The 24464-nt window shown below is 61.4% G+C and carries 29 protein-coding genes; 13 read left to right on the top strand and 16 right to left on the bottom strand.

Features of this window, described 5'->3' with window-relative positions; genetic code table 11:
* Nucleotides 1-5 precede the first annotated feature (5 nt).
* The 4 genes from ku to BLT73_RS15170 all read left to right on the top strand — a co-directional run bounded on the left by ku (nt 6) and on the right by BLT73_RS15170 (nt 4319).
* Nucleotides 6-830: a non-homologous end joining protein Ku gene (gene ku / locus BLT73_RS15155; protein WP_090525187.1), complete on the top strand. Its 825-nt coding sequence runs from the start codon at nt 6-8 to the stop codon at nt 828-830.
* The gene (gene ligD, locus BLT73_RS15160) at nt 831-3290 is read left to right on the top strand and encodes a DNA ligase D (protein ID WP_090525189.1); all 2460 of its coding nucleotides are present in this window, start codon (nt 831-833) and stop codon (nt 3288-3290) included.
* A gap of 111 nt (nt 3291-3401) precedes the next feature.
* The gene (locus BLT73_RS15165; RefSeq protein WP_176805139.1) at nt 3402-3755 is read left to right on the top strand and encodes a PRC-barrel domain-containing protein; all 354 of its coding nucleotides are present in this window, start codon (nt 3402-3404) and stop codon (nt 3753-3755) included.
* A 120-nt stretch (nt 3756-3875) separates the two neighbouring features.
* A complete protein-coding gene (locus BLT73_RS15170; protein WP_245727359.1) occupies nt 3876-4319 on the top strand; it encodes a type I restriction endonuclease subunit R, EcoR124 family in 444 nt (147 codons plus the stop codon).
* A gap of 257 nt (nt 4320-4576) precedes the next feature.
* Here the strand turns inward: BLT73_RS15170 and BLT73_RS15175 are convergent, their stop codons facing one another.
* The 4 genes from BLT73_RS15175 to BLT73_RS15190 all read right to left on the bottom strand — a co-directional run bounded on the left by BLT73_RS15175 (nt 4577) and on the right by BLT73_RS15190 (nt 7699).
* Entirely contained in the window at nt 4577-4984 is a 408-nt protein-coding gene (locus BLT73_RS15175; RefSeq protein ID WP_090525191.1) for a PIN domain-containing protein, read from the bottom strand.
* Entirely contained in the window at nt 4974-5204 is a 231-nt protein-coding gene (locus BLT73_RS15180) for an AbrB/MazE/SpoVT family DNA-binding domain-containing protein (RefSeq protein WP_090525193.1), read from the bottom strand. Before BLT73_RS15180 ends, BLT73_RS15175 begins: the two co-directional genes overlap by 11 nt.
* Before the next feature lie 78 nt (nt 5205-5282).
* Complete coding sequence (locus BLT73_RS15185; protein WP_090525194.1) at nt 5283-7157, bottom strand: relaxase/mobilization nuclease domain-containing protein; 1875 nt, start codon at nt 7155-7157, stop codon at nt 5283-5285.
* Nucleotides 7154-7699: a ribbon-helix-helix protein, CopG family gene (locus tag BLT73_RS15190; RefSeq protein WP_176805141.1), complete on the bottom strand. Its 546-nt coding sequence runs from the start codon at nt 7697-7699 to the stop codon at nt 7154-7156. Before BLT73_RS15190 ends, BLT73_RS15185 begins: the two co-directional genes overlap by 4 nt.
* Before the next feature lie 638 nt (nt 7700-8337).
* Here BLT73_RS15190 and BLT73_RS15195 point away from each other — a divergent pair.
* From BLT73_RS15195 to BLT73_RS15205, 3 genes are all read left to right on the top strand, one after another.
* Nucleotides 8338-9054, top strand: a complete 717-nt coding sequence (locus tag BLT73_RS15195; RefSeq protein ID WP_090525196.1) for a nucleotide-binding protein — start codon at nt 8338-8340, stop codon at nt 9052-9054.
* Nucleotides 9054-9734, top strand: a complete 681-nt coding sequence (locus BLT73_RS17095; protein WP_143025694.1) for a hypothetical protein — start codon at nt 9054-9056, stop codon at nt 9732-9734. Before BLT73_RS15195 ends, BLT73_RS17095 begins: the two co-directional genes overlap by 1 nt.
* Before the next feature lie 604 nt (nt 9735-10338).
* Nucleotides 10339-10692 carry a hypothetical protein gene (locus BLT73_RS15205; protein WP_143025695.1) on the top strand — a complete coding sequence of 118 codons (354 nt, stop codon included), beginning with the start codon at nt 10339-10341 and terminating at the stop codon, nt 10690-10692.
* A 151-nt stretch (nt 10693-10843) separates the two neighbouring features.
* Here the strand turns inward: BLT73_RS15205 and BLT73_RS15210 are convergent, their stop codons facing one another.
* From BLT73_RS15210 to BLT73_RS15250, 10 genes are all read right to left on the bottom strand, one after another.
* Nucleotides 10844-11158 (bottom strand): hypothetical protein, encoded by a 315-nt coding sequence (locus tag BLT73_RS15210; RefSeq protein WP_090525202.1) that lies wholly within the window; start codon nt 11156-11158, stop codon nt 10844-10846.
* 75 nt (nt 11159-11233) lie between these two features.
* A complete protein-coding gene (locus BLT73_RS17405; protein WP_176805146.1) occupies nt 11234-11401 on the bottom strand; it encodes a hypothetical protein in 168 nt (55 codons plus the stop codon).
* Between the two features lie 22 nt (nt 11402-11423).
* The gene (locus BLT73_RS15215; RefSeq protein WP_342705178.1) at nt 11424-12746 is read right to left on the bottom strand and encodes an ArdC family protein; all 1323 of its coding nucleotides are present in this window, start codon (nt 12744-12746) and stop codon (nt 11424-11426) included.
* Nucleotides 12747-13110: 364 nt separating this feature from the next.
* On the bottom strand, nt 13111-13329 hold the full coding sequence (gene nrdH / locus BLT73_RS15220) for a glutaredoxin-like protein NrdH (protein ID WP_090525206.1): 219 nt from the start codon (nt 13327-13329) through the stop codon (nt 13111-13113).
* Between the two features lie 749 nt (nt 13330-14078).
* Complete coding sequence (locus BLT73_RS15225) at nt 14079-15515, bottom strand: DUF4942 domain-containing protein (protein ID WP_090525208.1); 1437 nt, start codon at nt 15513-15515, stop codon at nt 14079-14081.
* On the bottom strand, nt 15512-15964 hold the full coding sequence (locus BLT73_RS15230; protein WP_090525210.1) for a hypothetical protein: 453 nt from the start codon (nt 15962-15964) through the stop codon (nt 15512-15514). Before BLT73_RS15230 ends, BLT73_RS15225 begins: the two co-directional genes overlap by 4 nt.
* The gene (locus BLT73_RS15235; protein WP_090525212.1) at nt 15961-16434 is read right to left on the bottom strand and encodes a hypothetical protein; all 474 of its coding nucleotides are present in this window, start codon (nt 16432-16434) and stop codon (nt 15961-15963) included. Before BLT73_RS15235 ends, BLT73_RS15230 begins: the two co-directional genes overlap by 4 nt.
* Nucleotides 16434-16637, bottom strand: a complete 204-nt coding sequence (locus BLT73_RS15240; RefSeq protein ID WP_143025696.1) for a hypothetical protein — start codon at nt 16635-16637, stop codon at nt 16434-16436. Before BLT73_RS15240 ends, BLT73_RS15235 begins: the two co-directional genes overlap by 1 nt.
* Nucleotides 16638-16639: 2 nt before the next feature.
* Nucleotides 16640-16906, bottom strand: a complete 267-nt coding sequence (locus BLT73_RS15245; RefSeq protein ID WP_090525216.1) for a hypothetical protein — start codon at nt 16904-16906, stop codon at nt 16640-16642.
* Between the two features lie 435 nt (nt 16907-17341).
* Complete coding sequence (locus BLT73_RS15250; protein ID WP_143025697.1) at nt 17342-17536, bottom strand: hypothetical protein; 195 nt, start codon at nt 17534-17536, stop codon at nt 17342-17344.
* A 741-nt stretch (nt 17537-18277) separates the two neighbouring features.
* On the opposite strand from BLT73_RS15250, the gene BLT73_RS15255 reads away from it, so the two are divergent.
* Together BLT73_RS15255 and BLT73_RS15260 are read left to right on the top strand one after the other, a co-directional pair.
* Nucleotides 18278-18505: a helix-turn-helix domain-containing protein gene (locus tag BLT73_RS15255; protein ID WP_090525220.1), complete on the top strand. Its 228-nt coding sequence runs from the start codon at nt 18278-18280 to the stop codon at nt 18503-18505.
* 96 nt (nt 18506-18601) lie between these two features.
* Complete coding sequence (locus BLT73_RS15260; RefSeq protein ID WP_090525222.1) at nt 18602-19105, top strand: helix-turn-helix domain-containing protein; 504 nt, start codon at nt 18602-18604, stop codon at nt 19103-19105.
* Between the two features lie 91 nt (nt 19106-19196).
* Here the strand turns inward: BLT73_RS15260 and BLT73_RS15265 are convergent, their stop codons facing one another.
* On the bottom strand, nt 19197-19400 hold the full coding sequence (locus BLT73_RS15265) for a hypothetical protein (RefSeq protein WP_090525223.1): 204 nt from the start codon (nt 19398-19400) through the stop codon (nt 19197-19199).
* 380 nt (nt 19401-19780) lie between these two features.
* Between BLT73_RS15265 and BLT73_RS15270 the strand changes: the two genes are divergently transcribed.
* The gene (locus tag BLT73_RS15270) at nt 19781-20188 is read left to right on the top strand and encodes a thermonuclease family protein (protein WP_090525225.1); all 408 of its coding nucleotides are present in this window, start codon (nt 19781-19783) and stop codon (nt 20186-20188) included.
* Here BLT73_RS15270 and BLT73_RS17855 read toward each other — a convergent pair.
* On the bottom strand, nt 20185-20508 hold the full coding sequence (locus tag BLT73_RS17855; protein ID WP_425438829.1) for a zinc finger domain-containing protein: 324 nt from the start codon (nt 20506-20508) through the stop codon (nt 20185-20187). The genes BLT73_RS15270 and BLT73_RS17855 overlap by 4 nt on opposite strands.
* Nucleotides 20509-20557: 49 nt before the next feature.
* Between BLT73_RS17855 and BLT73_RS15280 the strand changes: the two genes are divergently transcribed.
* From BLT73_RS15280 to BLT73_RS15290, 3 genes are all read left to right on the top strand, one after another.
* Complete coding sequence (locus tag BLT73_RS15280; RefSeq protein WP_090525229.1) at nt 20558-21808, top strand: IS256 family transposase; 1251 nt, start codon at nt 20558-20560, stop codon at nt 21806-21808.
* A 179-nt stretch (nt 21809-21987) separates the two neighbouring features.
* The gene (locus BLT73_RS15285) at nt 21988-23043 is read left to right on the top strand and encodes a Hint domain-containing protein (protein WP_090525231.1); all 1056 of its coding nucleotides are present in this window, start codon (nt 21988-21990) and stop codon (nt 23041-23043) included.
* A 141-nt stretch (nt 23044-23184) separates the two neighbouring features.
* The gene (locus BLT73_RS15290; RefSeq protein ID WP_090525229.1) at nt 23185-24435 is read left to right on the top strand and encodes an IS256 family transposase; all 1251 of its coding nucleotides are present in this window, start codon (nt 23185-23187) and stop codon (nt 24433-24435) included.
* Nucleotides 24436-24464 lie beyond the last annotated feature (29 nt).

Below are 24464 nucleotides of genomic sequence, written 5' to 3' on the forward strand. Positions count from 1 at the left end.
CCGACATGGCACCGCGCGCACTCTGGAAGGGACAGCTTCGCCTGTCGCTGGTTTCCATCCCGGTCGAGATATTCTCGGCCACCAAATCCGGTGCGCGGGTGTCGTTCCGCCAGATCCACAAGCCTTCTGGCAAGCGCATCCGCTACGAGAAATCCGTGCCCGGCATCGGCCCGGTCAAGACCGAGGACATCGTAAAAGGCTACGAGGTCGATGACGACGAATACATCCTGCTCGACCCGGACGAGATCGACGCGATCAAGCTGGAGACGAAAAAGACCTTCGAACTGGTGCAATTCGTCGATGCCTGCGAAATCTCGCCGCTTTATTTCGACAAGCCCTATTACATCACCGCCTCGGACGATCTGGCGCAGGATGCCTACCGCGTGGTGCGCGATGCGTTGCGGGCCGCGGGCAAGGTGGGTCTGGGGCAGGTGACGATGCGCGGCAAGGAATATCTGGCCGCCGTCAAACCCTGCGGCGACGGGCTGCTGATGGAGACGCTGCATTACGAGGACGAGCTGCGCGAGGCCGATCAGATCTTCACCGATATCGAGGACGAGAAGGTCGACAAGGAGTTGCTGGAGGTCGCCACCTCCCTGATCGACCGCAAGAGCGCGCCCTTTGATGCGAGCGCCTATCACGACAAGTATGCCGAGGCGATGCAGGACCTGCTGGACGCGAAGATGAGGAACAAGAAGACCCCGCGCGTGCGCACGGACGATGACAGCGGGGGCGGCGACAATGTGGTCGATCTGATGAGCGCGCTGAAACAGAGCCTGAAGGACGCCGACGGCAAGAAGAAAAAGAAACCGGCCAAGAAGGCGTCCTAGATGGCGAAATCCCCCGATCCGCTGGCCGATTACAACGCGAAGCGGGATTTTTCCCGCACCGCAGAGCCGCGCGGTCAGGTGGGGGCGGGAGGCGCGAAACGCCGTTTCGTGGTGCAGAAACACGCGGCTTCGCGCCTGCACTACGACTTCAGGCTTGAATGGAACGGCGTGCTGCTTAGCTGGGCGGTCACGAAGGGGCCGTCGCCCGATCCGGGCGAAAAGCGCCTGGCGGTGCGGACGGAGGACCATCCGCTGGACTACGGCGATTTCGAGGGCACGATCCCGAACGGCGAATATGGCGGCGGCACGGTGATGCTGTGGGACACCGGCGGCTGGGTGCCGCAGGAGGATTTCGAAAAGGGGCTGAGCGACGGCAAGCTGAAATTCACCCTGCAAGGCCAGCGGATGAAGGGCGGCTGGGCGTTGGTGCGTATGCGCGGGAAACCGAATGAGACGCGCGAGAACTGGCTGCTGATCAAGGAGCGCGACGATTACGCCGAGGGCAACCCGGACGGCTTTACCAAGGGCAAGGCGGTCTCGGTCAAGACCGGCCGCAACATGACGCAGATCGCCGAGGACGCGCCCGCCAAGGCTCCGCCCGATCCCGCCCCCGACCGCTGCCGCAAGCGCCCCGCCTTCGTCAAGCCGCAGCTTGCCACGATGGTGGCCGAAGCCCCAGAGGGCGACGACTGGTTGCACGAGACCAAGTTCGACGGCTACCGCTGCCTTGCAGCACTCGGCAAGGGTGGCATGCGGCTCTATACGCGGTCGGGCAAGGACTGGACCGATCGGTTTCACGCACTGGACGGCGCGTTCGACCCCCTGCACTGCGACGCCGCCCTGATCGACGGCGAGGTGATGGCCGCACGCATCCACGGCTCGGCCTTTTCCTCGCTCCAGAAGGCGTTGAAACAGGGCAACGCGCTGGTCTTCTTTGCCTTCGACCTCTTGCGCATCGACGGCGAGGATCTGCGCAAGCTGCCTCAGATCGAACGCCGCGAACGTCTGGCAAAGTTGCTGTCGGGTGCGCCCTCCGGCGGCCCCCTGCGGCTGAGCGAACATATCGTCGGCAAGGGTCCAGAGGTGTTCGCCAATGCCTGCAAGGCGGGTGCGGAGGGGATCATCAGCAAACGCATTGACGCCCCCTATCGAAGCACCCGCAGCAAGGCGTGGCGCAAGGTCAAATGCACCCGCCGACAGGAATTCGTGATCGTGGGTTATTCGCCGTCCGACAAGGCCGGGCGGCCCTTTGCCTCGCTGCTTCTGGCCAGCCACGAGGGTGGCGCGCTGCGCTACAAGGGCAGGGTCGGCACCGGGTTTTCCGACGCTGTGATGGAGGCCGTGGCCCGGGCGATGACCGCGCGCAAGAATCCGCCCTGCCACGATGTCCCGGATGACATCGCGCGGGAGGCGCAGTGGGTGCGCGCCGATCTGGTGGCCGAGGTCGAGTTCACCGAATTCACCGGCGACGGCTATGTGCGTCATGCCAGCTTCCTCGGCCTGCGCGACGACAAGAAAGCCGACGACGTGCGACTAGAGGCACCGATGACCGACGATACCGAAACCACCGTTCAGGGCATCCGCATCAGCAATGCGGACCGCCCCGTGTTCCCCGACGCAGGCTGCACCAAGGGCAACGTGGCGCGGCATTACGCGCAGGTCGGCGAACGCATGATCGCGCTCGCCGGACACCGTCCCCTGTCGCTCTATCGCTGCCCGTCCGGCATTTCCGATCCGTGCTTCTTCCAGAAACACGATGTCGGCGGGATGCCCGGTGAACTGTCGCGCGTCAGCGTCGAGGAAAGCGACGGCGACAGCGCCGATTACCTCTATGCCACGCGGACCGAAAGCCTGATCGCCGCCGCGCAGATGGGCAGCATCGAGTTCCACATCTGGGGTGGGCGGACCGACCGGCTGGAACGTCCCGATCGGCTGGTGTTCGATCTCGATCCCGACGAGGGGCTGGGTTGGACCGATGTGCAGGAGGCGGCCTTCGATGTGCGCGATACGCTGGCAAGTCTGGGTTTGCAAAGCGGTGCCATCGTCACCGGCGGCAAGGGCGTGCATGTCTGGCTGGCACTGCGGCGCACCCGCGGCTGGGACAGTGTTAAACTGTTCGCCAAGACCTTCGCGCATGTGATGGCGGCGCGCGCGCCCGACCGTTACACCGCCACCATGTCGAAATCGAAACGCCGGGGGCGCGTCTTCATCGACTGGCTGCGCAACGAACGCGGCGCGACGGCAATCGCCCCCTATTCCCTGCGCGCCCGCCCCGGCGCCCCCGTGGCCGTGCCGGTGACATGGGACGAATTGAAGGACCTGGAGGGGGCTAACAGCTTCTCGATGGCTGATATGGCCGCGCGGCTGGAGGCGGATTGCCCGGCGGCGCAGGTCCAGGACAGCTTGCAGAGCCTGAGCGATGGCGTGATCGACGCGCTTCAGGCTTTTGCAGAGAATTGAAAGATACCATTTCCAAATCGACTCCGGCAAAATGCCGCCATCCTGGACACGCGGGGCGGAACCCGGCGGTATGGTTCTCGGTTCGTCCCGCAGTAAAATGAGGAAGATCAAATGGACAATTCCGCACATGCAAGTCTCGTCTCATCCGACGATGTGGACGGGACCGACGTCTATGGTAACGATGGTGCCCACATCGGCACAATCGACCACCTCATGATCGACAAGCAAGCCGGCAGGGTCGGCTACGCCGTGATGGGCTTTGGCGGTTTTCTGGGGCTCGGCGAAGACCATCATCCGGTCCCGTGGGGAAAGCTGTGTTACGATACGTCCAGAAACGGCTTCATGACGGACATCACCGAGCAAGAGGTAAAGGGTGCGCCTGCCCGTAACGACAACTGGTATGCGGACCGAGACTGGGAGCGCCGAACGCACGATCATTATGGCGTTCCACACTACTGGATTTGAAGAGCGCACCGCAGACACATCAGCTCAGCGGCGGTGTCCGTTCGGGGACCGCCATTTCTGCATGGCCCGTTGCGGCCTGTCCTGTTCCTTTCGAAAAATCCTTTCCGCTTGTGCGGCATCATGTGGAACTGGCTGGAAATCAATCTGGATTACATCCTCGAGCTAATCTTCGAGCACAACAAAAAAACGAAGAGCAAATCAGAGCTCGTTGGCGAAGTTCGCCGTGTCATCCGCGCCTGTATTGGCAACCGCGCGAAAGAAAGTCTCATCGTCGATTCCATCAATCAGATAAACCTTGACGAACTGGGGGACAAGGCCGGGGTGATTGAGGCGTTTTTTGCCTTCGCACAAGCCGAGCAACGCCGGGAAGCGGAAGAACTGATAGCGGATGAAAAATTGAACTCGGATGCCGCCAAGCGCTACACCGCGACGTCGGTCAAGCGCGAATATGCGAGCGAAAACGGCACGGAGTTGAACTCGATCCTACCGAAAATGAGCCCGCTCAATCCACAATACTTGACCAAAAAACGAGATGTGTTCCACACGCATCTCTGCGTTCGTTGAAAAGTTCAAGGGCGTTGGCGGGAAAATTTAGGCGTGTTGATGATCGATGGTCAAGAACCACTGTATACCAAATATGGTTATCTATTCAGGTGCGTCTCGAACGTCCGGTTTCGGGTGGAGCCTTAGTCCGTTTGCGTCCGCAGCGAACTTCCGCTTTCCGCCCAAACTTTCATAGGCCAGCGAGGGAAAACACGCCGACCCTGCACCTAAGCTGGACGGGTGATCACATGGCGATCCATTATAGATAGCTGCGCGGATCATATTTGCGCGGCGAATGGATTACGGATCGTGATCCTGTCAGCCACCCTGAACCCGTCCTGCATGTCCTCGGAAAGCACGGTGTCGCAGCCTGCCAGCAACCCGGCCGCGACGATCATCGCGTCATAGACAGACAGCGTGTGTTTCCGCGCCAGGGCTATGCCCAGATCATGGGTCTCATAGGTCAATGGCTCAACGGTCACAAATTCACGGATCATGAGCAGAAATTCATCGCTCTGCGACCAGCTCATCTTGAACTTCCGCTGCGTGACATTCGCGATCTCGTTCAGCACCTGCACGCTGACCGTTCCGCCGTCACGCAATAGCCCTTCGGCAATGTCTGCCTTGGCTCGGTCGTCGGAGAGAAGATAAAGCAGGATGTTCGTGTCGAAGAACCTACCTGGCATTCGCCTCGTCCCGGTCGAACCGATAGCCCTTGGGCATCAACCCGCGAAACTCGCGCAAGCGTGCCAGAATTTCTTCGGGGTCGCGGCGGCGTCGCACCTGAAAATGCCCGGCATCAGTGGCCGTGATTTCGATCTCGTCGCCCGCCTTAAGCCCGAGTTCCTGGACCATCCGCGCAGGCAGGCGGACGGCCAGAGAATTACCCCATTTCGCGATCTGCATGATTTGGGCTCCGCCTTGAATGATACACATCGTCGATAATGTATATCTTGCCGACCGGCCGTGCAATCGGTGATGCGATTACAACTCGTGACCGAGATCCTTATTGCGCGAGACGTGATGCTCGTCGGCCTCCTGCTCGGCCATCTTCTCTTTGACCTGCCGGGTCTGGGCGAGGGTCATGCCGACTGACTGATGGGATTCGCCCGCCGCGGCCACAGCCCGCGCGATCGCCCGACGCTGACCCGCATCAGGGAAGTCAACGGCCAGGGCGTTGGTGTCACCCGTCGCGAGCCGCGCCATGGCATTCTCGCCATAACGTTCGCGGAAGTCGAAACCGAAGCGGGCGGCATGCTCGTCATTCTGGAACTCGACCTTGCCGTGCTGGGCATGGGAATCGGCCATGGCGGACAGCGCGCGGGTCAGCTTGTCACTCGTGGCTTCCTGCTCGATCGGTACCGCGCGGGAAATCGTGCGGGCAGCCGCCGCATAGAAGGTATCGACCAGATCGGCCGCCCTGCCCCGCCCTTCCTCGGAAGACAGATCGATCTTCTTCGCGTCGGCTACAGCCAGGATATCGGCCTTGATCCATTCGCGCTCCTGCCAGGCATTTGCGGCTCCGGTCACCATCCGGGACTGGATCACGATCGGATCGAGACCTGCCTTCTCTGCGGCCGCGCCGATCTGCGCCGTCATTTCCTTTGAGCCATCCGGCCCGATGACCTTGTGCTTGTCCTCGATGGTGATGCGATCTCCGTCCATCTGCACTTGATAGACCGGGGTGCGCGGGGCATGGTGCATCAGCTGCGCGCCGCGATCATCGCCCAGATCGCGCACGATCTCCGAGGCAATACCGTAGAGTTCCTCACGCATTTCGCGCTGCTCCTGCACGGGCAGGCGCGAAATGTCCTTCTCGCTTTCATCCAGCCAGTTCCCGAAGGCATTGGCCAGATCGCCGCGATTGCGGATGGTATCGAGGTCCATGACGATCTCCTGATTTCGGTGATTGATGATGCCGCCCTGTTCCAGCAGGTCGGCTGCGGCCTCGATCTTCCGGGCCAGGTCCTCGTCGCTGATGAGCGTGGCCACGACCGCGAGACTGCGCAGCGTCTCGATATTGCGCTGAATGTGATCGAGGGCATCGCTGAGCGCCCTGCCCTGGCGGCGGGCCTCGACGGGCTCACGGCCTTCACGCGCAGCCCGCTCGATCTCGGCCCGTGACGGCCCATAGGTCAGGACGCCCCGGTCCAGGCGGCTGCTCTTGTCCAGAAACATGCCCTGCCCGGCGGCGATCTCGACCAGCCGTTCCTTCATGAAATCCAGATTAAAGGCGTGGTCCTTCGCCATATAGAACCAGTCGCCATTCTCCAGGCCCCGGTTGTTCACGACGACATGGACATGCCTGTTGACCCGATCGGTGTGCAGGGCCGCAACATAGGCCCATTCCTCGCCATCCGAATGCAGACCGGACTGGAACATCTCCATGCACCATTCTTCGACCACTGGCCGGCCGCGCTCCCCGCTCACATCGAAGGGGAAGGAAACCAGCAGATGCGTGGTATGGCCGTTCTTCGGATCGCCGGTCCATTCGTCAGACCACTGATCGACGATCACCTTGCGCTGATCGCCGTTCAGCGTCCGGGCGCGCGGGTCCAGATCGGCCATGTTGCCGAACACCGCCGCTGCCTTGGAAAAGAGGTAATCCAGCTGGTTGCCAAGCTGCTTTCCGGTGTGCGTGCCGCCATTGTGGATCTTCTTCAGCACCACCGCATTCGAGCCCTGGGCGACGCGCCACAGGCCCGCCGCCCGCCCGGAAAATTTCGGCTTCGGGGTCATGAACCTGTCGAACTCGCGCGCGACCTCGGCCTGCTGGAAGGCCAGCATACCCGCCCCGCCCTGCCAGATCGGAAACTCGATCTCGCCGATCAGCGCCTTTGCCAGTCCAACCCGGCTCATGCCTCACCCTCGATAAATGCCTTGAAGAGCCGAACGCCACGCCGGCGCTGCTCAGCAACGACCGCCTGAAGGAAGGTGCGCACCTTCGGCATGGTGAGCCGCAAATCGTCCAGGGCGTGCATCTGACCCTTCGCCAGCTTGATCTTCCGAGTGTTGGCAGCAAAGGCGATCTGGTTGATGTTGACGCCAATCTTGTGAAGCTCGTGTTTGATTGCCTCAAGCTCCGAGGCCTGCTCGGCCGGAAATTCGAGCATCCCGACGCTGGATCGCAGCAAGGTGCGCAGCACATCGGAACGACTTTCTGTGCCAAGAACCCCTTTCAGCCTGTCCAACTGGTGCACCTCCTCGGGGGATAGCCGCACGGTAACGACACTTCCATAGGTCGTGGTCGCCTCGGATTGACGCAGTTTCAGGGCCTTTTCCTTCTTGATCGCCTCAGGCGCGGCACCAACCGCGTCAGCAACCGTGGAAACAGCCCCGCCCGCCTTCAACTGGCGGATGGCCTCTGCCTTCTGGTCTTTCGTCAGCGATTTACGCGCCATCAATAGTCTCCTGACGATGGCGGTCAGACGGCTTGTATACATTCCGCATTTCCTGCCACTTTCCCATATGTGCCAGAGTAACCCAAGATCGCCCACCAAACAATCGGAAATCGCGGCCGTAGGCTGCGTCGATTGAGGCGATCGCAGCGGTTGCTCGGCGCGGCACATATGGTCCGTTTGCTTACCCCCAAGGGAGCGTCGCCATCGCGACACCGCTTCAGGCGCGCACAGAGGGCCGTCAGAGGGCCATTCAGGACCAAGCCGCAGGGGTGATAGCCAAACCCCGCCAGCAGGCCCCACGCGCCCTCTCCGTGCGACCTAGCTCCGGCACCAACAACGGATCGCGCAGTACAGCTTACGGATGTTGCTTGTTGCATTGCGCATGTCGTATGTTGCAGCCACTTGTGCTTAGTGCCTGCCATTTTATATCGCATCACGTAGCGCGCATAACGTTTGTTGCACCGCGCATGTCGTTTGTAGCAGTTCGCAAATTGGGGCACGTATCCCGCATGAGGCATATTGCTTGACGTATTGCGTATCTAGGAGACTGTATCGCGTTTGCGGTACAGCGCTTGTCGCTTTTCGGTTATCGTGTTACGCATCAAGGACACCGCATCACGCAGAACGGATAGCGCATCATGGGCACAGGCAGACGAATCATCGCAGTCATGAACAAGAAAGGTGGCTGCGGAAAATCGACGCTCGTGCGCGGTCTTGCTTCTGTGGCCATCGACCGAGGCGAGCGTGTGACGATCTTCGACACTGACAGCAACCAGGGCATCGCTGAATGGATGAACGAAGCGCGCAGCCAGGGCTATTGGCATGACCGGATCAATGTGATCGGCACATTGAGCGCCGAGAAGGTGCTTGAGGACATTCAGTCACTATACGAAGGGCCGGACGAGAATCACCTGATCCTGATCGATACTTTCGGCGGTGGATCAGAAGCGCATGACGAAATGGCGATGACCGCGCATCTGATCGTCTCGCCCTGCCGCCTGTCATCGCAGGATGTGCGCGACACCACTTCAACCGGCATCTGGCATGAAAAACTGAAGACCCGCGTCGATGATCCCGATCATGTGCCGCCATTTCGTGTGGTCGGAAGCCATGTCGGCAAATCGATCAGCGAATCCGCGAAGACGCAGATCGCGATCATGTTCGAGACGCTGCCGACACTTGAAGATTTCGTGCTGGACCGGGCCTGCTACGAGCGCATGAACGACACCGGGCTTCTGGGCGTCATCCGTGACAAGCACCCGAACCGAAGCCTCGTGCAATCAATCGCACCAGGCCTGACCGAAATGGGCGAATTGCTCGACCAGTTTGACACGATCATCAAGGAGAATGCGTAATGGCCAATCTCAAGGCACGCGGGTTGGTTCTCAAGCGCGATGACCGTTTCGCGGCGCGTCTCGATGTGGCAAAGCCGGTGGATGCGCCGCAACCGCCCGAGAAGCCCGCGCCGAAACCATCCGCGAAGAAATCAGCTGAAGCAATAACCCCGAGACCGAAACCAGCCGACACCCCGCAAGATAAGCCGGCGAAGCCGCCGATTTCCGCACCGATCACGGCGTCTGAACCAGAGGCCGCGTCTCAAATTTCCGCGCCCGCGGCGGCTCGCAAAACCACTGAGGACATGAAGGCGCCGGTCGAAGCGGGCAGGGGGCCGAAAGTCAAGCTGCGCGCAACATTCCGCTGCCCGTCCGACCTGGCCGAGCGGGCAACAGCTTGGGCGGAAAAGGCCCGCTGTCCGGTAAGCGCGGTGTTTCGCAAGGCCATGGGCGAGTTACGTCCGCAACTGATAGAGAGGATCGAGGCCGGTATCGAATACAGCGAGGTGCCGAGCGATCGCATGACAGATGCCAGCCACCCCTTCGACACATCGATGATGATCAGCCAGGCTGCCTATGACCGGCTGGTGAAAGAGATCGATCCGGAGGCGATGACCGGGGTCGAAGCCCCAATGTCACGTTGGGTGCGGGCACAATTTCTGCCGCATTTCGACGCCTGGCTTACCAGCAAGGGCCAATAACCACCCACACGTCCATTACCCCGATAATGTTCCACTACCTCCCTGACTGGCGCCATTTTAATACCGTCATGATAACTGCAGATTATCGTGAGTAATGGCACTTCCAAGCACATGCCCAAGTGCTCCGCAGTAGGCACTCATGACGCGGATAAGCGCTATGTCACCCTCGCTATACAGGGGTGCAATGACCGGCCCTGCAAGGAATGCCTGTCAAAAATTGAAGCCGTAAGCTCAAATCCTCAACCATAGATGCTTGTGAGGTCCGCGCGGATGCGCGGCCCACTATGATCAGGTGACGCGCCGGGGGATCGACACGGGCAAGCCCGTGCTCACCCCCGGCGCGACGATTATTCATGTTCATGAGTTGTCCGCCAGCACCCCTGGTTCTGCCCGTCAAGGGGCAAGCGTCGCCTTCGGTGCCGTCTTCCAGGCGGGCCGTGTCCTCGCCGCAGGCGGCTGCGGGCCGCACCACCCCGCCTTGCAGACCCCTTGACTGTCAGCCCCAGGGCCGCGGGCAGGGCTTCGCCCTCCCGCTTCGCCCGGAAAAACCTGTGGTTTTCCGGGCGAAGCGAAAGGCCGCGCCCATAGCTGACGGATGGACAGGATGAATAACGCAGAGCGTTTGATTAAGGTGCAGCAGCTGGTCAAGGCGATCTATGACACAGATTCAACCGATGCTGTTGTGGTAATGGGTGTGATCCTGGAGGAATGGCGTGTTGGCGCTCCGCTGGTCGCATTCGAAGATGACGAAGATGAGGCATCGTCTTGGGCGGCGCTTGCGACCTTCGAAGAGCTTCGCGCCTATTTCATCGCTGCTGGTCGGCGGTTGGCGAAATATCCGCTTGGTCAGAAGGGTACTGCACGGCTCGCCCAAAGGATGCTGGCGGAGCTGGCGCCCGAGGATCGCGTTGCGGTGCTTCTGGAGCTGAACGACATGGATACGGCGGGTCGGGCCTGAACAGGGCAGGGCGGTCGGCTTTCCGCCAGAGACCGGCGTTAACCTGGCCACCCTGGCGATGCCGAAGGCGAACCGCCGCCCGCTTTCACGGACGCCGATTTCCATGAAAATGCCGCCCTTCGGGGCGGCAGGCTAATCCTTACAACAGGGATTAAAGGTTGCGGGCGGTCGCGAGGGCCATCATGATCGCTGTTCGGTTGACCTGAAGATCGTTGCCTATTTCCTCGTAAGATCTGGACCAGTCAATCGACACCTGCAGAAGCGCGTCCATGACAGCAAAGGCACCCTTGCGGGTTCGGCGGTCTCCGCCGCGCCCGCCACCGATATTCATGCCCGACGCAATATGAACGATATGCCAGCGTTTATGCAGCCGATATGTTCCGAGCCCGCCTGTACAATATGCGGTGACGGTTCTGTCGCCATGGATCTTGTTTGGAATGCTGACGGATTGCTGTTCGTAGGCCATGCTTTGGCTCCGGTTTTGAATGATTGCGGGAAAGGGCCGCGCCAAAAGGCGCGGTTTCGATGGCGGCGATCCGTGTCAGCCGATTTCCTCCAACAGCTTTTCGCCAGTGAAGGGACTGACCTCATAGATCAGGACCGAAAATCCGAATCTCTCAACGCGGATGCGTGCGCGGCGCTTGGCCTCGGCCAGCGTTTCGCAGCGGATTGGCAGATCGTCGGGATGGTCGCGCAATTCATAGAACATGGCATTACCTCCGATGGGCCGCTCACGCGGCGGCCCTGTCTTCAGTGGCGTCGGCCTCATCAGTTGACGCGGCTTTCAACAACCAATCGGCGGCCTTCTGTGCTTCCGATGCAGCTTTGAAGATCAGGCGCTTGTCGTCAGCCAATGCCCGCAGCCAGCTTTTCAGATAGGCCGCCGACTGGTCGAAATCGGGTGTCAGCCCAAGGCTCGCGCAAACCATGCAATTTCCGACCTCGGCCACCAACTCCTCGAACGCAACGGCCTTCCGGTCAGTGAAACGGCCAAAGCGATCAAGCCGCGACTTGTGGCCCGTCCAATGCGTTGCCTCATGGGCGAGGGTGGCATAGTACCCGCCTGCGCTGTGAAAGGTCGCCACGGGCGGCATGTGGATGTAATCCTCGCCGGGGACGTAATAGGCGCGTGGCTCGTCACTGTGGCGAATATCGGCACCCGTCCCGGCAAAGAATGCGTCAAGCTCGGCATCGGCTTCGGTGCCAAGGTCGCGGGCAGGATCGGCAGGCTTCGCCTGAAAATCCGCCGGCAATCCGTCGATCTGCTCGGCGTTGAAAACACGATAGGCTTTCAGATATGGAACGCGCTTGTCTGCGCCGGTGTCCTCGTCCTTGCGATCAACCGTGCCATATTTCACAACGGTTGATGATTTCTCGCCCTTGCGGACCTGCCCGCCTGCCTCCTGCGCTTGGCGATAGGTGAACCAATAGGCGCTGCGATAGCCGTTTTCCTCGGCGGCCAGCCAGAGCATCAGCACATTGATGCCGCGATAATATTCGCCATTGGCGCGGCGCGGAAAAGGTGCGCCGCCCGCTTCTCCGGTCCATGGTTTGCGCCATGCGGGCGTACCTGCCTCAATGCTGCGGATGATCTGGTCGGTGATGGTCTGGTAAAGATCGAAAGTTGCCATTTGTGGCCTCCTTTTTTCGCGACGATCCCGCCTTGGTCTTTTGCCTCGGTCGGGGTGCCCATAATGGGCGAAGGTTTCAGGCGAGAAGCGCGCAGCGCGCCCTCTCCTGAAGCCTTGCCAGGTGGCGAACCGGGCCGGTGAATTTCCAAAGGCGGCGCAGCCGGGACCGGAGCCACGCGCAGCTGCACGGAACCGAAGCCGCAGGCGAAGGTGGAGGAAGCGAGCATGGCGAGGACCCACCCTTTGGAAAGAGGGCCGGAACAGGCCCTCAATCCAGGACGCGGCGCGCGCCAGCGTGACGTGGCCCAGGCAAAGCCGGGGCGTTCGGCCTCCGGACGAATCCTCCGGCCGACGGCAGCCCGCGCATAGGCGCGGGCTACCAGATCCTGATCGGCAGTAGTTGCAGGGCGATGCGATCGCCATTGGCGCCCGCGCCAGTGACCGTCACCCGAATGGGCCGAGACGGGCAGGGCAGGGCGACCAGGACCGGCGCGCGAGGATCTGGCTCGGGACGAGACAGACCGCAGAAGCCGCAGCCGGTCGCATCTCCCTGAATGGCTCGGATCGAGGGCGCGCAGCGGCCGAGATTAGGGCACGGTTCCCGGACGAAGGAGGGGGAGGCGCAGAAAGGAGTTTTCCGGCAGGCACATCAGAACCCGCAAAACGCTATCCACAATACGGTAACCGACAAGCAGAAAGAAAAGGGGCTGTCTGCCCCTCGCCGCATATGCGGCTCACCCCGAGGATATTTGAAGTAGGTGCTGGGCGAAGGGACGGCAAAGCCGCCCTAGAGGGCGGCGATGCGATCGGGGCGGAAGCCGGACCAGTGGTCGGCGCCTGAAATCACCACGGGGGCCTGCCGATAGCCCAGGCTTTCAACGAAGCGCAGCGCGTCGTCGTCTTCGGTCAGGTCAACAACCGTATAGGCGACGCCTTTTGCGTCGAGGCTGCGGGTGGTGGCGGTGCATTGCACGCAGGCGGGCTTGGAATAGACGGTGATGCTCATGGCTGTTCTCCTTTGCTTCTGTGAACCTGTTTTGGGTCGAAGCATCAGGGTGGTGGTCAACAGCTAATTTGCCTCGCGAGGAATGGCCATAGGCCAGGGGAAATTAGCTGTTGAAGGGGTGAATCATGCCAAGGGCATGATGCGCACCGCCCACCAGCCGCTTCGGCCCAGGGTCACAGTAAGGAAGCAAAGGAGAACAGCCATGTGACGCCGGATCCAGCTGCGACGGCAATGCACCGCCACCGCCCGGCAAAGCGCGCGGCCGTTCGCTGTTGACCTGACCGAAGACGACGACACGTCACAGAAAGCAGCGGTCGGCGGGTGGTGATTTCTGGTGCTGACCGGCTGGTTGACGAGCCGCTTGGGATGGCAGTTAGTTGGCCTATGGCACCCGTGACGCTAGTTTTCATCCGTCGGGATGATGCTGCATTCGCCCCGCGTCCAAACGCCGCCGGCCTCGCTGCAAGCCTGGCTATCCTGCGGCGGTGCCCACCAGGCAGCGATCCATTCTGCCAGGTATGGCCCGACGAAGTAGGCGCTCGACACGATACCGACCCCTACGAAGAACGCCGCGACGCCCCACCATGGTTGGCACGACGGAACAGCAGAATGCTCCCGGCACAAACTGCAAGACCGACGATGAGCAAGAGAATGGTTAAGAAAATGGCCAACGTGATGCCCCCAAAGAAAAAAGCCCCGCCGAAGCGGGGCTAAAGTGCCTTTTCGCGAAAAAAGGTTAGGGAACGGTATCACTTTGTCAGGGTGAGGACCACCGTATTGATGCGCACACCGACACTGGCGAAGCTCTCGGCCGGCAGGTCTCGCCAGAGACCGCGCCGCCAGCCGCGCGTGGCATGGCTCTCGGCCCATGCCCGAAAGCATTCGTGCTTTGCGGTGCTGCCGACCTCGGCAGAGGCGGGCAGGATCGCGCGCAGCTCGCCGCCCGGCTTCAGGAAGTCGAAGGCATGCCTCAGATGATTCATGAAATGTGTCCCGGCGAACGGCGGGTTCATGACGACATAATCATAGACCGGCCGGGCGGGCAGCTTCAGGAAGTTCGCGCATTTCACGCTCAGGGCGGGGTGGGCGATGCCGCGCAGAGCCTCGGTCCGGTCGGGATGGACCTCGATCGCGTCGACGTTCGCGCCCTGCGCCAGCAGGGGGCGGACGAGCGCGCCGACGCCGGCGCTTGGTTCCAGGATCCGCGCGCCCGGTTCGATCCGCAGCCCGTCAAGCAGGTAGTCGACGACTTCGGCCGGGGTCGGATAGAAGGCCAGATCCTTTGCAAGCGCGGTGCCCGGCCAGAAATCGGCGGGCTGCGCCTCGGCGCCGGCGGCGTCGGGCAGCACCTCGCCGTAATAATCGGCCAGCACGCGGTTCACCTTCCGCAACAGGGTTTCATCCTTGATCCAGAGATGCAGGTTTCCATTCTTGAAGGTGCGGGCGAGGAAATATTCGCTTTCGACCTCGCTCTGCCGTGCGCCGTAGCGGCCGCGTCGGCTAACCTCGATGGCGTGCTCAAGCGCGCCATAGGTCCGGTTGCCGGCAAGCTGCGAAAACACCCGCTCAACGTCGGCCAAGGTGCGGCGCATCTGTTCGCCATGTCCAGAATAGGACCAGTACCCCCCTTCGCTGAACACCCATTCGAAGATCATGCGCTTGTTGATCTTGAAGGCGTCGTGGCTCTTGAAGGCGGGCGACAGTGACGCGAAGGCGCGCGCCACGCCGCGCTGAAAGATCAGGTTGGCCTCGCCGGTCAGGCGGGCGAGGGTGGCCCGGATCGTCTCGAATGTCGGTTCCGGCATGTCGTTTGCGGCCATCTGCTTGTCGAGCTGGTCGCGTTCGGTGCGGTCCATGATTTCCTTGAGGCGGGTTTCCTCGACGATGCGGCGCCAGATTGCGGCATCCAGGGTGCGCTTGTAGGTGGCGAAGGTCTTTTCGGTGTCGAAATCGGGATAGAGGGATTTTTCGACGGTCTGGTTGTCGTCGTAGTGCAGGTAAGAGGCGTGACCGGCGGTCGCGCCCTTGGCGGTCTCGGCCGCGCCGCGCGCGAGGGCGTAGCCCTTCGCAATAGCGGCAATAGCCTCTTCCATCTCGGACAGCGCGCGTTCGCGCATCATGCAAATGGCCTCGATGTTGAGGGGCGCGACAAGCGCCCCTGCATTGAAGGACAGCGGGGCGTTCATTTCTGATCCTTCCCGTTGGTGGCATCCAGCAGCAGTTCGCGCAGCTCGGCCAGCGGATGATTTTCGAAATCGTCATCGCGGAAATCCTCGGGGCCATCATATCCGGGGATCTCGTCATGGATGCGCTCGGCCAGTCGGTCGGCCAGCCCCGCGACAGTCCCGCCGGTACTGCGCCAGTCGCAATCGACATAGTGGACGGGTGCGCCGGTCGCGACCTCAAGCGCCAGCAGGGCGCGGCCAGCCTCGCCGACCTCAGCATCATGGACAAGCTGCCAGCCTTGGCCGGTATCGCCATAGATCGACCAGAAGGCGCGTTCCGCAGGGGGGCAAACCTCGATGGCCTCATCATAGTGGTTGCCGCGCTCGATCCGCACGGGCGAAACACAGAAGCGCCGGAAGCTGGCGGGGCTATCCCCCGCCGAAAGTCCGTTGAAGGAAATGGGGCTCATGCGGTGGCCTCCTTGCTGGCTTTGAAGTCCTCCAGCATGACGCCAATGTCATGCGGGGTTGGCAGATCGCCATAGAAAATTGCGGTTCCGATATAATCGGGGCTTGAAAACGTGCGGCTCCGCATCGGCGTGTCATGGTCGGCATATGCGCGACAGCGGGTTGTCGCTGCGGTATCGGGGCGGCGAAGGAAATAGACGTGCCACTTCGCCAGCCCTTCGGGGTTGGTTTCTGCGTCCCGCTTGAGCATGGTCGCCGCGAGACGTTCCACCTCGAACGAACGGGCGCTATCGCGGATGGAAGGGTGGCAATCGGGCGCGCCCCATGCACCGCCTTCCTGAATGGCGAATTTGTTGCCGGGAAAGCGTTCGGCCAGCAGGCGGGCATAGATCTGGGCCGCGCGTGCGCTGACCACAGTGATTACGAAAGCGCCGGGCTGATGATCGGATTGAAGGACGGAATAGGGGATCATCACATATCCCCGCCGTTGATGCGCTCGCAAAGCGCGTCGATCTCATCCAGCGATAGCGGGTCAATGTCGCCGCCATTGGTCATGATCTCGTTGATCGGCGCCGGCACCCGGTTGGAACCTTGAAGCAACCGCAGGCCAGCGAGGATGGCCGAGATCTCGGCCAGGTCAAAGCCGGCGGTGATGGGCTTGTCGAAAGCGGCCATGTTCATGCCCCCACGAGGCCGAGTTCGCGGATGGCCCAGGCGTCGGCATATTGAATAACCGGGGTCAGGCCGAAGGCTTTGGCGCCGACAATCGGGCCGATCCAGCCGCTGAGCTTCGGCAGTCCCTGCAATTCCTTGCTGGCGAGGGGATCATCGACATAGCCGGTTATTTCGGCGTCATTGGCCGCGATCCAGCTTTCCAGATCATCGCAGGCATCGCGGCAGATGCCGGCATCGTCGGTCATGACGTAAAATTCAAAGAGAACCATTCTACTCTCCTTTTTTCGCGACATTCCCGCCTTGGTCTTTTGCCTCGGTCGGGGTGCCCATAATGGGCGAAGGTTTCAGGCGAGAAGCGCGCAGCGCGCCCTCTCCTGAAGCCTTGCCAGGTGGCGAACCGGGCCGGTGAATTTCCAAGGGCGGCGCAGCCGGGACCGGAGCCACGCTCAGCTGCACGGAACCGAAGCCGCAGGCGCAGGTGAAGGAAGCGAGCATGGCGAGGACCCACCCCTTGGAAAGAGGGCAGGAACAGGCCCTCAATCCAGGACGCGGCGCGCGTCAGCGTGAGGTGGCCCACGCATAGCCGGGGCGTTCGGCCTCTGGCCGAATCCCCCGGCCGACAGCAGCCCGCGCATCAGCGCGGGCTTCCGACCTGGGCTCGTGAAACGGTCCAGGGGCGGCTTGCGCCGCCCCTTTGCCTGCCCTTATTCCTGCTCGTCTTTTTCCCGACGCGGGAAGGCCACCATGTCGACATTCGGGAACATGTTGTGACGAACGCTGATGGAGGTGATTTCCCCGGCCTCGTTGGTGTTCACGAAGACCACGCCGCAGCGATCCCAGAAGGTCGTGCCGTCTTTTTCGCCGGCTTTGACTTTGAGGGTGAAGTTTTGAGAAGCCATCTTGAAGTTCCTTTCCATGGGTTTTTCGATGAAAACGACAGAGTGGGTAGGGAAAGGGGCTGTCAGCGGCTAATTTCTTTCGCGAGGAATGGCCGCAGGCCAGGGGAAATTAGTCGTTGAAGGCAAATGCCGCATGGCAGCATGTGCCGGTCTGCCCCGACTGCCTGCTAGGTTTCATCAGATAGAAAAACCACATGAACGGAACGCATGGCTTCGGGACCGTCATCCCTGTCAATCGTACGAAAAAGACGGCAGGAACTGGCGGTTGTGCAGGCGCATCGCTCGATCCAACGAGGCCGGGGAAATCACCAGGCGCAGGCAACAGTCGCATCTTCCCGAATGACGGCATGGCCCGGCGGCGGGATGACGATCTGGAGGGCAGGCAGGGCAGCGACTGCAGACTCTGGCGCCACTTCGCGCCCCCGCCCGCGCCAGTGACCGTCACCCGAATGGGCCGAGACGGGCAGGGCAGGGCGACCAGGACCGGCGCGCGAGGATCTGGCTCGGGACGAGGCAGACCGCAGAAGCCGCAGCCGGTCGCATCGCCCTGAACGGCTCGGGGCGCAGGCCGGCTTGCCGGACAAGCCTAGGGCACGGTCCCCGGACAGAGGACGGGGAGGCGCATCGGAATTTCACCGGATTGTTGTATGAATTTTACAGCATCAGCATTCTTTGCTTGACCTGCGCCTTCATGGCGGGCGGATGTTCTAATGTGACGACTTGTGATGGATCTGGCTGACGATGGCAGAAATAAATGTTGCCCACGAGCGATTGAAAACAGATCTGCGCCTTCGTGGCACGAACATGACGGAGCTGGCCCGCGATCTTGGCGTGACTCCTGCATCAGTGACAACCGTCAGCCAAGGTGTCCGCCGTTCTGCAAGAATTGAAGCTGCCCTCGCGGCGGCAGTTGGACGGACAGTTGCTGAGGTGTTTCCTGACCGTTACCCACCAGACGACACAGAATAGGTTCCCGAAAGCACCCCACACCACCCGTATATTGCCTTGCGCGCTGCACGTTAATCCACGATTGCAGACGCACGTTCCTATAACGAGACGAAAATTATGGATCGGGAAATTGCATACGGGGCTATTGGCGCCCGTCTTGAGACGAAATTGAATGAAACCGGACTTAGCCGGAATGAGCAAGCGGAAAGCCTTGGCATCAGCCGGTCGGCGCTTGCGACCTATATCAGCCTTGAGCGGATCCCGAGCGCGTCGACCGTGGCCAGGGCCGTGGACAGGTTTGACATTGATCCGCGCTGGCTGCTGACCGGCGATGAACGGGATCGTATCACACGGGATCAATGGGTCGCGGTCCTTTCGGCCTTCGTGGAGCTGAAGGCGATCATGGATCGGTTATTCAAGGATCGGATCGGCTGGCACCAGGCTTCGCATGATGATCGGATGAAGGTGTATAGGGCAGGCGAGACCCTGTACGAGATCGGTGGCATATCGGCGTTGAACGCCTGCGCAAATGCGCTTTACGAAGGCAATCCCGGCGCGCAGCTTGGCGCCGGCGACATGCTCAACCACCTGTTCAACGGGATCGGCCCCTGGCGCGCGTAGGCGCGACTAGCCGATCCCGTTGAACAGGTAGAGGCAGCGGTACCGGATATGGTGACGAAGGAAAGCGGCGGCCTGCTGGCCGCCGCTGAGTTCATGAGCCGATGAAGAAAAGGCGGGCGAGGGCGGCGCCGCCGCCCATGACGGCCGCGGCGGCCAGGAAGGGGGCAAGGAAGGTGCTGACCTTGATCTGCTTGCCTTCGGCCAGCAGTTTCGACATTTCGGCCTGAAGCTTTGCGGTGTTCGCATTCAGGTTTGCGATTTCGGCTTCGTGCTTGATTGCGTCGGCGTCGGTCATGAATGGTCTCCTTGATGGTAATATAGGATGAAACCGTGTCCCGCGAAAGGCAAATGCCCGCCGCGCACGGTCGCCGGCAGACGGACATGCGAGGTCAGGGACGCCCGGCACGGGCGCTTGCAAGCCGGGCTTGCCCGGCGCCGTCCTTGAACCGCATGGTAGAATGACAAGACCGTATGTGGTGTGCTGCCCGGCCCTGGCCGGCGCGGCAGCGACGGCCAGGTTAACAGCCGGGCGCGATCTTTGATGATGGGCTGGCGATCGCCGCGCGAAGCGCGGCTCGGCCCGAAGGGCCGGCCCGGATTTTGGGGTGGTTGGCTTCGACGACCAGCCCGAAATCCGGGCAAACGGTGACAGCCAGAACTTGAGAGGATGCAGTAATGAGCGGCGGATGGGTCAAGACAGTGGTGATGATGACAGGGCTGGCCCTGGCTGTCACCGGCTGTCGGGCACCAGTGGGCGTTGACCCTGCCGAAATTCAGGTAGTCGACGGGGACACGATCCGATGGCAGGGTCAGCGTATCCGGCTGCAAGGACTGGATAGCCCCGAACTGTTCAGCCCGCAATGTCAGGCCGAACTGGCGGCAGCGCGGGCGGCAAGGGATGCGCTGCGCGAGCGCCTCGCTGCCGCGCAGCGGGCAGAATTGAGGATCGCGCCGGAACTGGACCGATATGGGCGCGGTCTGGCAAGGCTCGCCCTTGATGGCGAGGACGTGGCAAGGGCAATGATCCGTGCGGGACATGCGCGGCGATATGAGGGCGGCGCCCGGCCCGGATGGTGTGGCTAATCGCGAATGCGGCCGCGAGGGTCGATTTGCCAGCCGGTAGCGGTGCGCAATATGCTGGCGGTGTCGCCATGCTGAGCGATGAACACGCGGTCGGCCTCGGCCTTTCGACCCTGATGAAGATCGCTCGCGCGGTGGCCACTTGGGCCGCTGCACCAGGCACCGGGCGGCTTACCGCAGGTCGGGCACGCCACGGCCAGAACCGGTTGACGATGAGTGGTAGAGTCGGGCATCGTAAAAATCTCCCTGTTCGGACAGACTGGCAGGGGCGGCGCAAGAGTAACGCGCGAAAGTTGGTGATGCCCTGAGGGGCGGCATATCATGGCGGTGTTCAGACGCCGTCAATTCTCAGCCGAGAAAGGGATATGCCACATGTCGGAGACTACCATCAGCACGCTGCCCGATCCATCGGGGTTTTCGCCGGATCCGCTGACGGACCTCATCCGGGAGGGTGCGCGCAAGCTTATCGAACAAGCGGTTGAGGCCGAGTTGGCAACGCTCCTCGCCGCGTTCGCTGAGGAAAGGCTCGATGACGGCCGGGCCAGGCTGGTGCGGCACGGACATTTGCCGGAGCGCGAAATCCTGACCGGGATCGGTCCGGTCGCCTTGAAGGTGCCGCGGGTGCGGGATCGCAAGCCGGGAGCGGAGAGGATCTCCTTCACGCCCAGCATCCTGCCGCGCTACCTGCGCAAGGCCAAATCGGTCGAGGAACTGCTGCCCTGGCTCTACCTCAAGGGGGTCTCCACCGGCGATTTCGGCGAGGCGCTGGCCGCCCTGCTGGGGCCGGACGCCAAGGACCTGTCGGCCAAGACCGTCACCCGCCTGAAAGCCAACTGGTGGTCCGAATACGAGGCTTGGGAGAAGCGCGACCTCGGAACCCGGCGGTTCCTCTACATCTGGGCCGACGGTGTCTACTTCAAGCCGCGCATGGCCGAGGAAAAGCAATGCGTTCTGGTCATCGTCGGGGCGGATGAATACGGCCGGAAGGAACTGCTGGCCATGACCGACGGCTTCCGCGAGAGCACCCAGAGTTGGCGCGAGGTGCTGCTCGATCTCAAGCGGCGCGGCCTCACGCAGGATCCCAAGCTCGCGATCGGCGACGGTGCCCTCGGCTTCTGGACGGCCCTGCGCGAAGTCTTCCCCACGACGCAGGAGCAGCGGTGCTGGCTGCACAAGACCATGAACGTGCTGAACGCGCTGCCGAAATCGGCGCAGGCCAGGGCCAAAGGACACCTGCACGACATCTGGCAGGCCGGAACAAAGGCCGAAGCCAACGTCGCCTTCAACTTCTTCGTCGAAACCTACGGCGTGAAATGGGACAAGGCGGTGGCCAACCTGGTCAAGGACCGGGACGCGCTGCTGACCCTCTACGACTATCCGGCCGAGCACTGGAAACATATCCGGACGTCAAATCCGATCGAGAGCACCTTCGCCACCGTCCGGCACCGCACCCGGCGAACCAAGGGCTGCCTGAGCCGAAAGACCGGGCTCGCCATGGCCTTCCGGCTGATGATGTCGGCGCAGAAGAAATGGCGGAGGCTCGACGGCCGGAACCGCCTGCCGGAGGTCATCAGCGGGGTTGAGTTCCGCGACGGCGTCCGCCACATTCAAGCTGCCGCCTGATCAAGCGTCACCAACTTTCGAGCATATCTCGGGGCATAAAGGACCATTTCTGTCAGCGACGATAATGACTGTTAAGGTGGACTAAAAGTCGGTGATGCGCTAACCCGTTTAAGTGAGGCGGATGGAGCGTACGATGCCCCCATCACATAAGCGAAGCTATAGATAAAAAGATCTGGATTATGCCTTTCCTATATATCTACGCTGCGTCTGATTTCAGCACGGGAGTACCAGATGAGTTTCGGGGTGCTGCTTCGGGTCGTCCACCCTTCACACTTACACTTAGCCCTGGTGCTTCACCGACGACTGTGGAAGTCGATGATACCGACGGTCAAATAGATGAAATTACAGGCACGGGCCCACAAACATTTACTAACGATGTAACAATTGGCGGAGTCCTCTATCCTGCGGGAACGACCTACCACGCCGCATATGACCTTCTAAACAGCTCTAACGGGCATAAAATAACCACCATAACGCTCGGGGGCGATGGTACCGAGCAGGGCGCAATTCAGGCGCTTATTTCATCGGTCCCGCTGCAGGATGGAACCTCGTATACTTTCGATCAGGAACGCACGTCATACCAGCGCACTGACAATACCTATGATACTTATGAGGCCGCACCCTGCTTCACGCGTGGCACGCTAATTGAGACTGACCGCGGCGCTATAGCTGTTGAGGATCTGTCGGAAGATGATCTGGTTGTCACGCGTGATAACGGGCTTCAGCCGATCCGTTGGATTGGCTCACAACGCTTAGGTGCAGATCGTTTGAAGGTAAACGAGAAGCTTCGACCGATCCGAATCCAGCGTCATGCTCTTGGAACCAACACTCCCTCAGCGGACCTGATCGTGTCACCCCAGCACCGAATCTTGGTAAGCTCGAAAATTGCGCAAAAAATGTTTGGAACCAACGAAGTCCTGGTTGCTGCCAAACAGCTTTGCCAAGTGGATGGTATCGACACCGCATATGATCTGGACGAAGTGGAATACTTCCATATCCTCTTTGATCGGCATGAGGTTGTGATCTCAAATGGCGCCGAGACTGAGTCTCTCTATACTGGCCCTCAAGCACTCAAATCGGTGGGTGAAGCTGCACTGGAAGAGATCTTCACGATCTTCCCGGAACTGAAGGACCACGATTATACCCCCGTGCCAGCCCGCACCTTTGCAAGTGGCCGTATGGGTCGCAAACTGGCCATGAGGCACAAGAAGAACGCAAAACCACTGGTGAGCTAACAGATACCTAGTAAGTTTTAATGAGTGCGGCCGGCCCCCAAGGGCCGAGTAACGGGCGAAAGTTGGTGATGCCCTGAGGGGCGGCATATCATGGCGGTGTTCAGACGCCGTCAATTCTCAGCCGAGAAAGGGATATGCCACATGTCGGAGACTACCATCAGCACGCTGCCCGATCCATCGGGGTTTTCGCCGGATCCGCTGACGGACCTCATCCGGGAGGGTGCGCGCAAGCTTATCGAACAAGCGGTTGAGGCCGAGTTGGCAACGCTCCTCGCCGCGTTCGCTGAGGAAAGGCTCGATGACGGCCGGGCCAGGCTGGTGCGGCACGGACATTTGCCGGAGCGCGAAATCCTGACCGGGATCGGTCCGGTCGCCTTGAAGGTGCCGCGGGTGCGGGATCGCAAGCCGGGAGCGGAGAGGATCTCCTTCACGCCCAGCATCCTGCCGCGCTACCTGCGCAAGGCCAAATCGGTCGAGGAACTGCTGCCCTGGCTCTACCTCAAGGGGGTCTCCACCGGCGATTTCGGCGAGGCGCTGGCCGCCCTGCTGGGGCCGGACGCCAAGGACCTGTCGGCCAAGACCGTCACCCGCCTGAAAGCCAACTGGTGGTCCGAATACGAGGCTTGGGAGAAGCGCGACCTCGGAACCCGGCGGTTCCTCTACATCTGGGCCGACGGTGTCTACTTCAAGCCGCGCATGGCCGAGGAAAAGCAATGCGTTCTGGTCATCGTCGGGGCGGATGAATACGGCCGGAAGGAACTGCTGGCCATGACCGACGGCTTCCGCGAGAGCACCCAGAGTTGGCGCGAGGTGCTGCTCGATCTCAAGCGGCGCGGCCTCACGCAGGATCCCAAGCTCGCGATCGGCGACGGTGCCCTCGGCTTCTGGACGGCCCTGCGCGAAGTCTTCCCCACGACGCAGGAGCAGCGGTGCTGGCTGCACAAGACCATGAACGTGCTGAACGCGCTGCCGAAATCGGCGCAGGCCAGGGCCAAAGGACACCTGCACGACATCTGGCAGGCCGGAACAAAGGCCGAAGCCAACGTCGCCTTCAACTTCTTCGTCGAAACCTACGGCGTGAAATGGGACAAGGCGGTGGCCAACCTGGTCAAGGACCGGGACGCGCTGCTGACCCTCTACGACTATCCGGCCGAGCACTGGAAACATATCCGGACGTCAAATCCGATCGAGAGCACCTTCGCCACCGTCCGGCACCGCACCCGGCGAACCAAGGGCTGCCTGAGCCGAAAGACCGGGCTCGCCATGGCCTTCCGGCTGATGATGTCGGCGCAGAAGAAATGGCGGAGGCTCGACGGCCGGAACCGCCTGCCGGAGGTCATCAGCGGGGTTGAGTTCCGCGACGGCGTCCGCCACATTCAAGCTGCCGCCTGATCAAGCGTCACCAACTTTCGAGCATATCT

The organism is Paracoccus isoporae, assembly GCF_900101865.1.
GTDB classification, from domain to species: Bacteria; Pseudomonadota; Alphaproteobacteria; order Rhodobacterales; family Rhodobacteraceae; genus Paracoccus; species Paracoccus isoporae.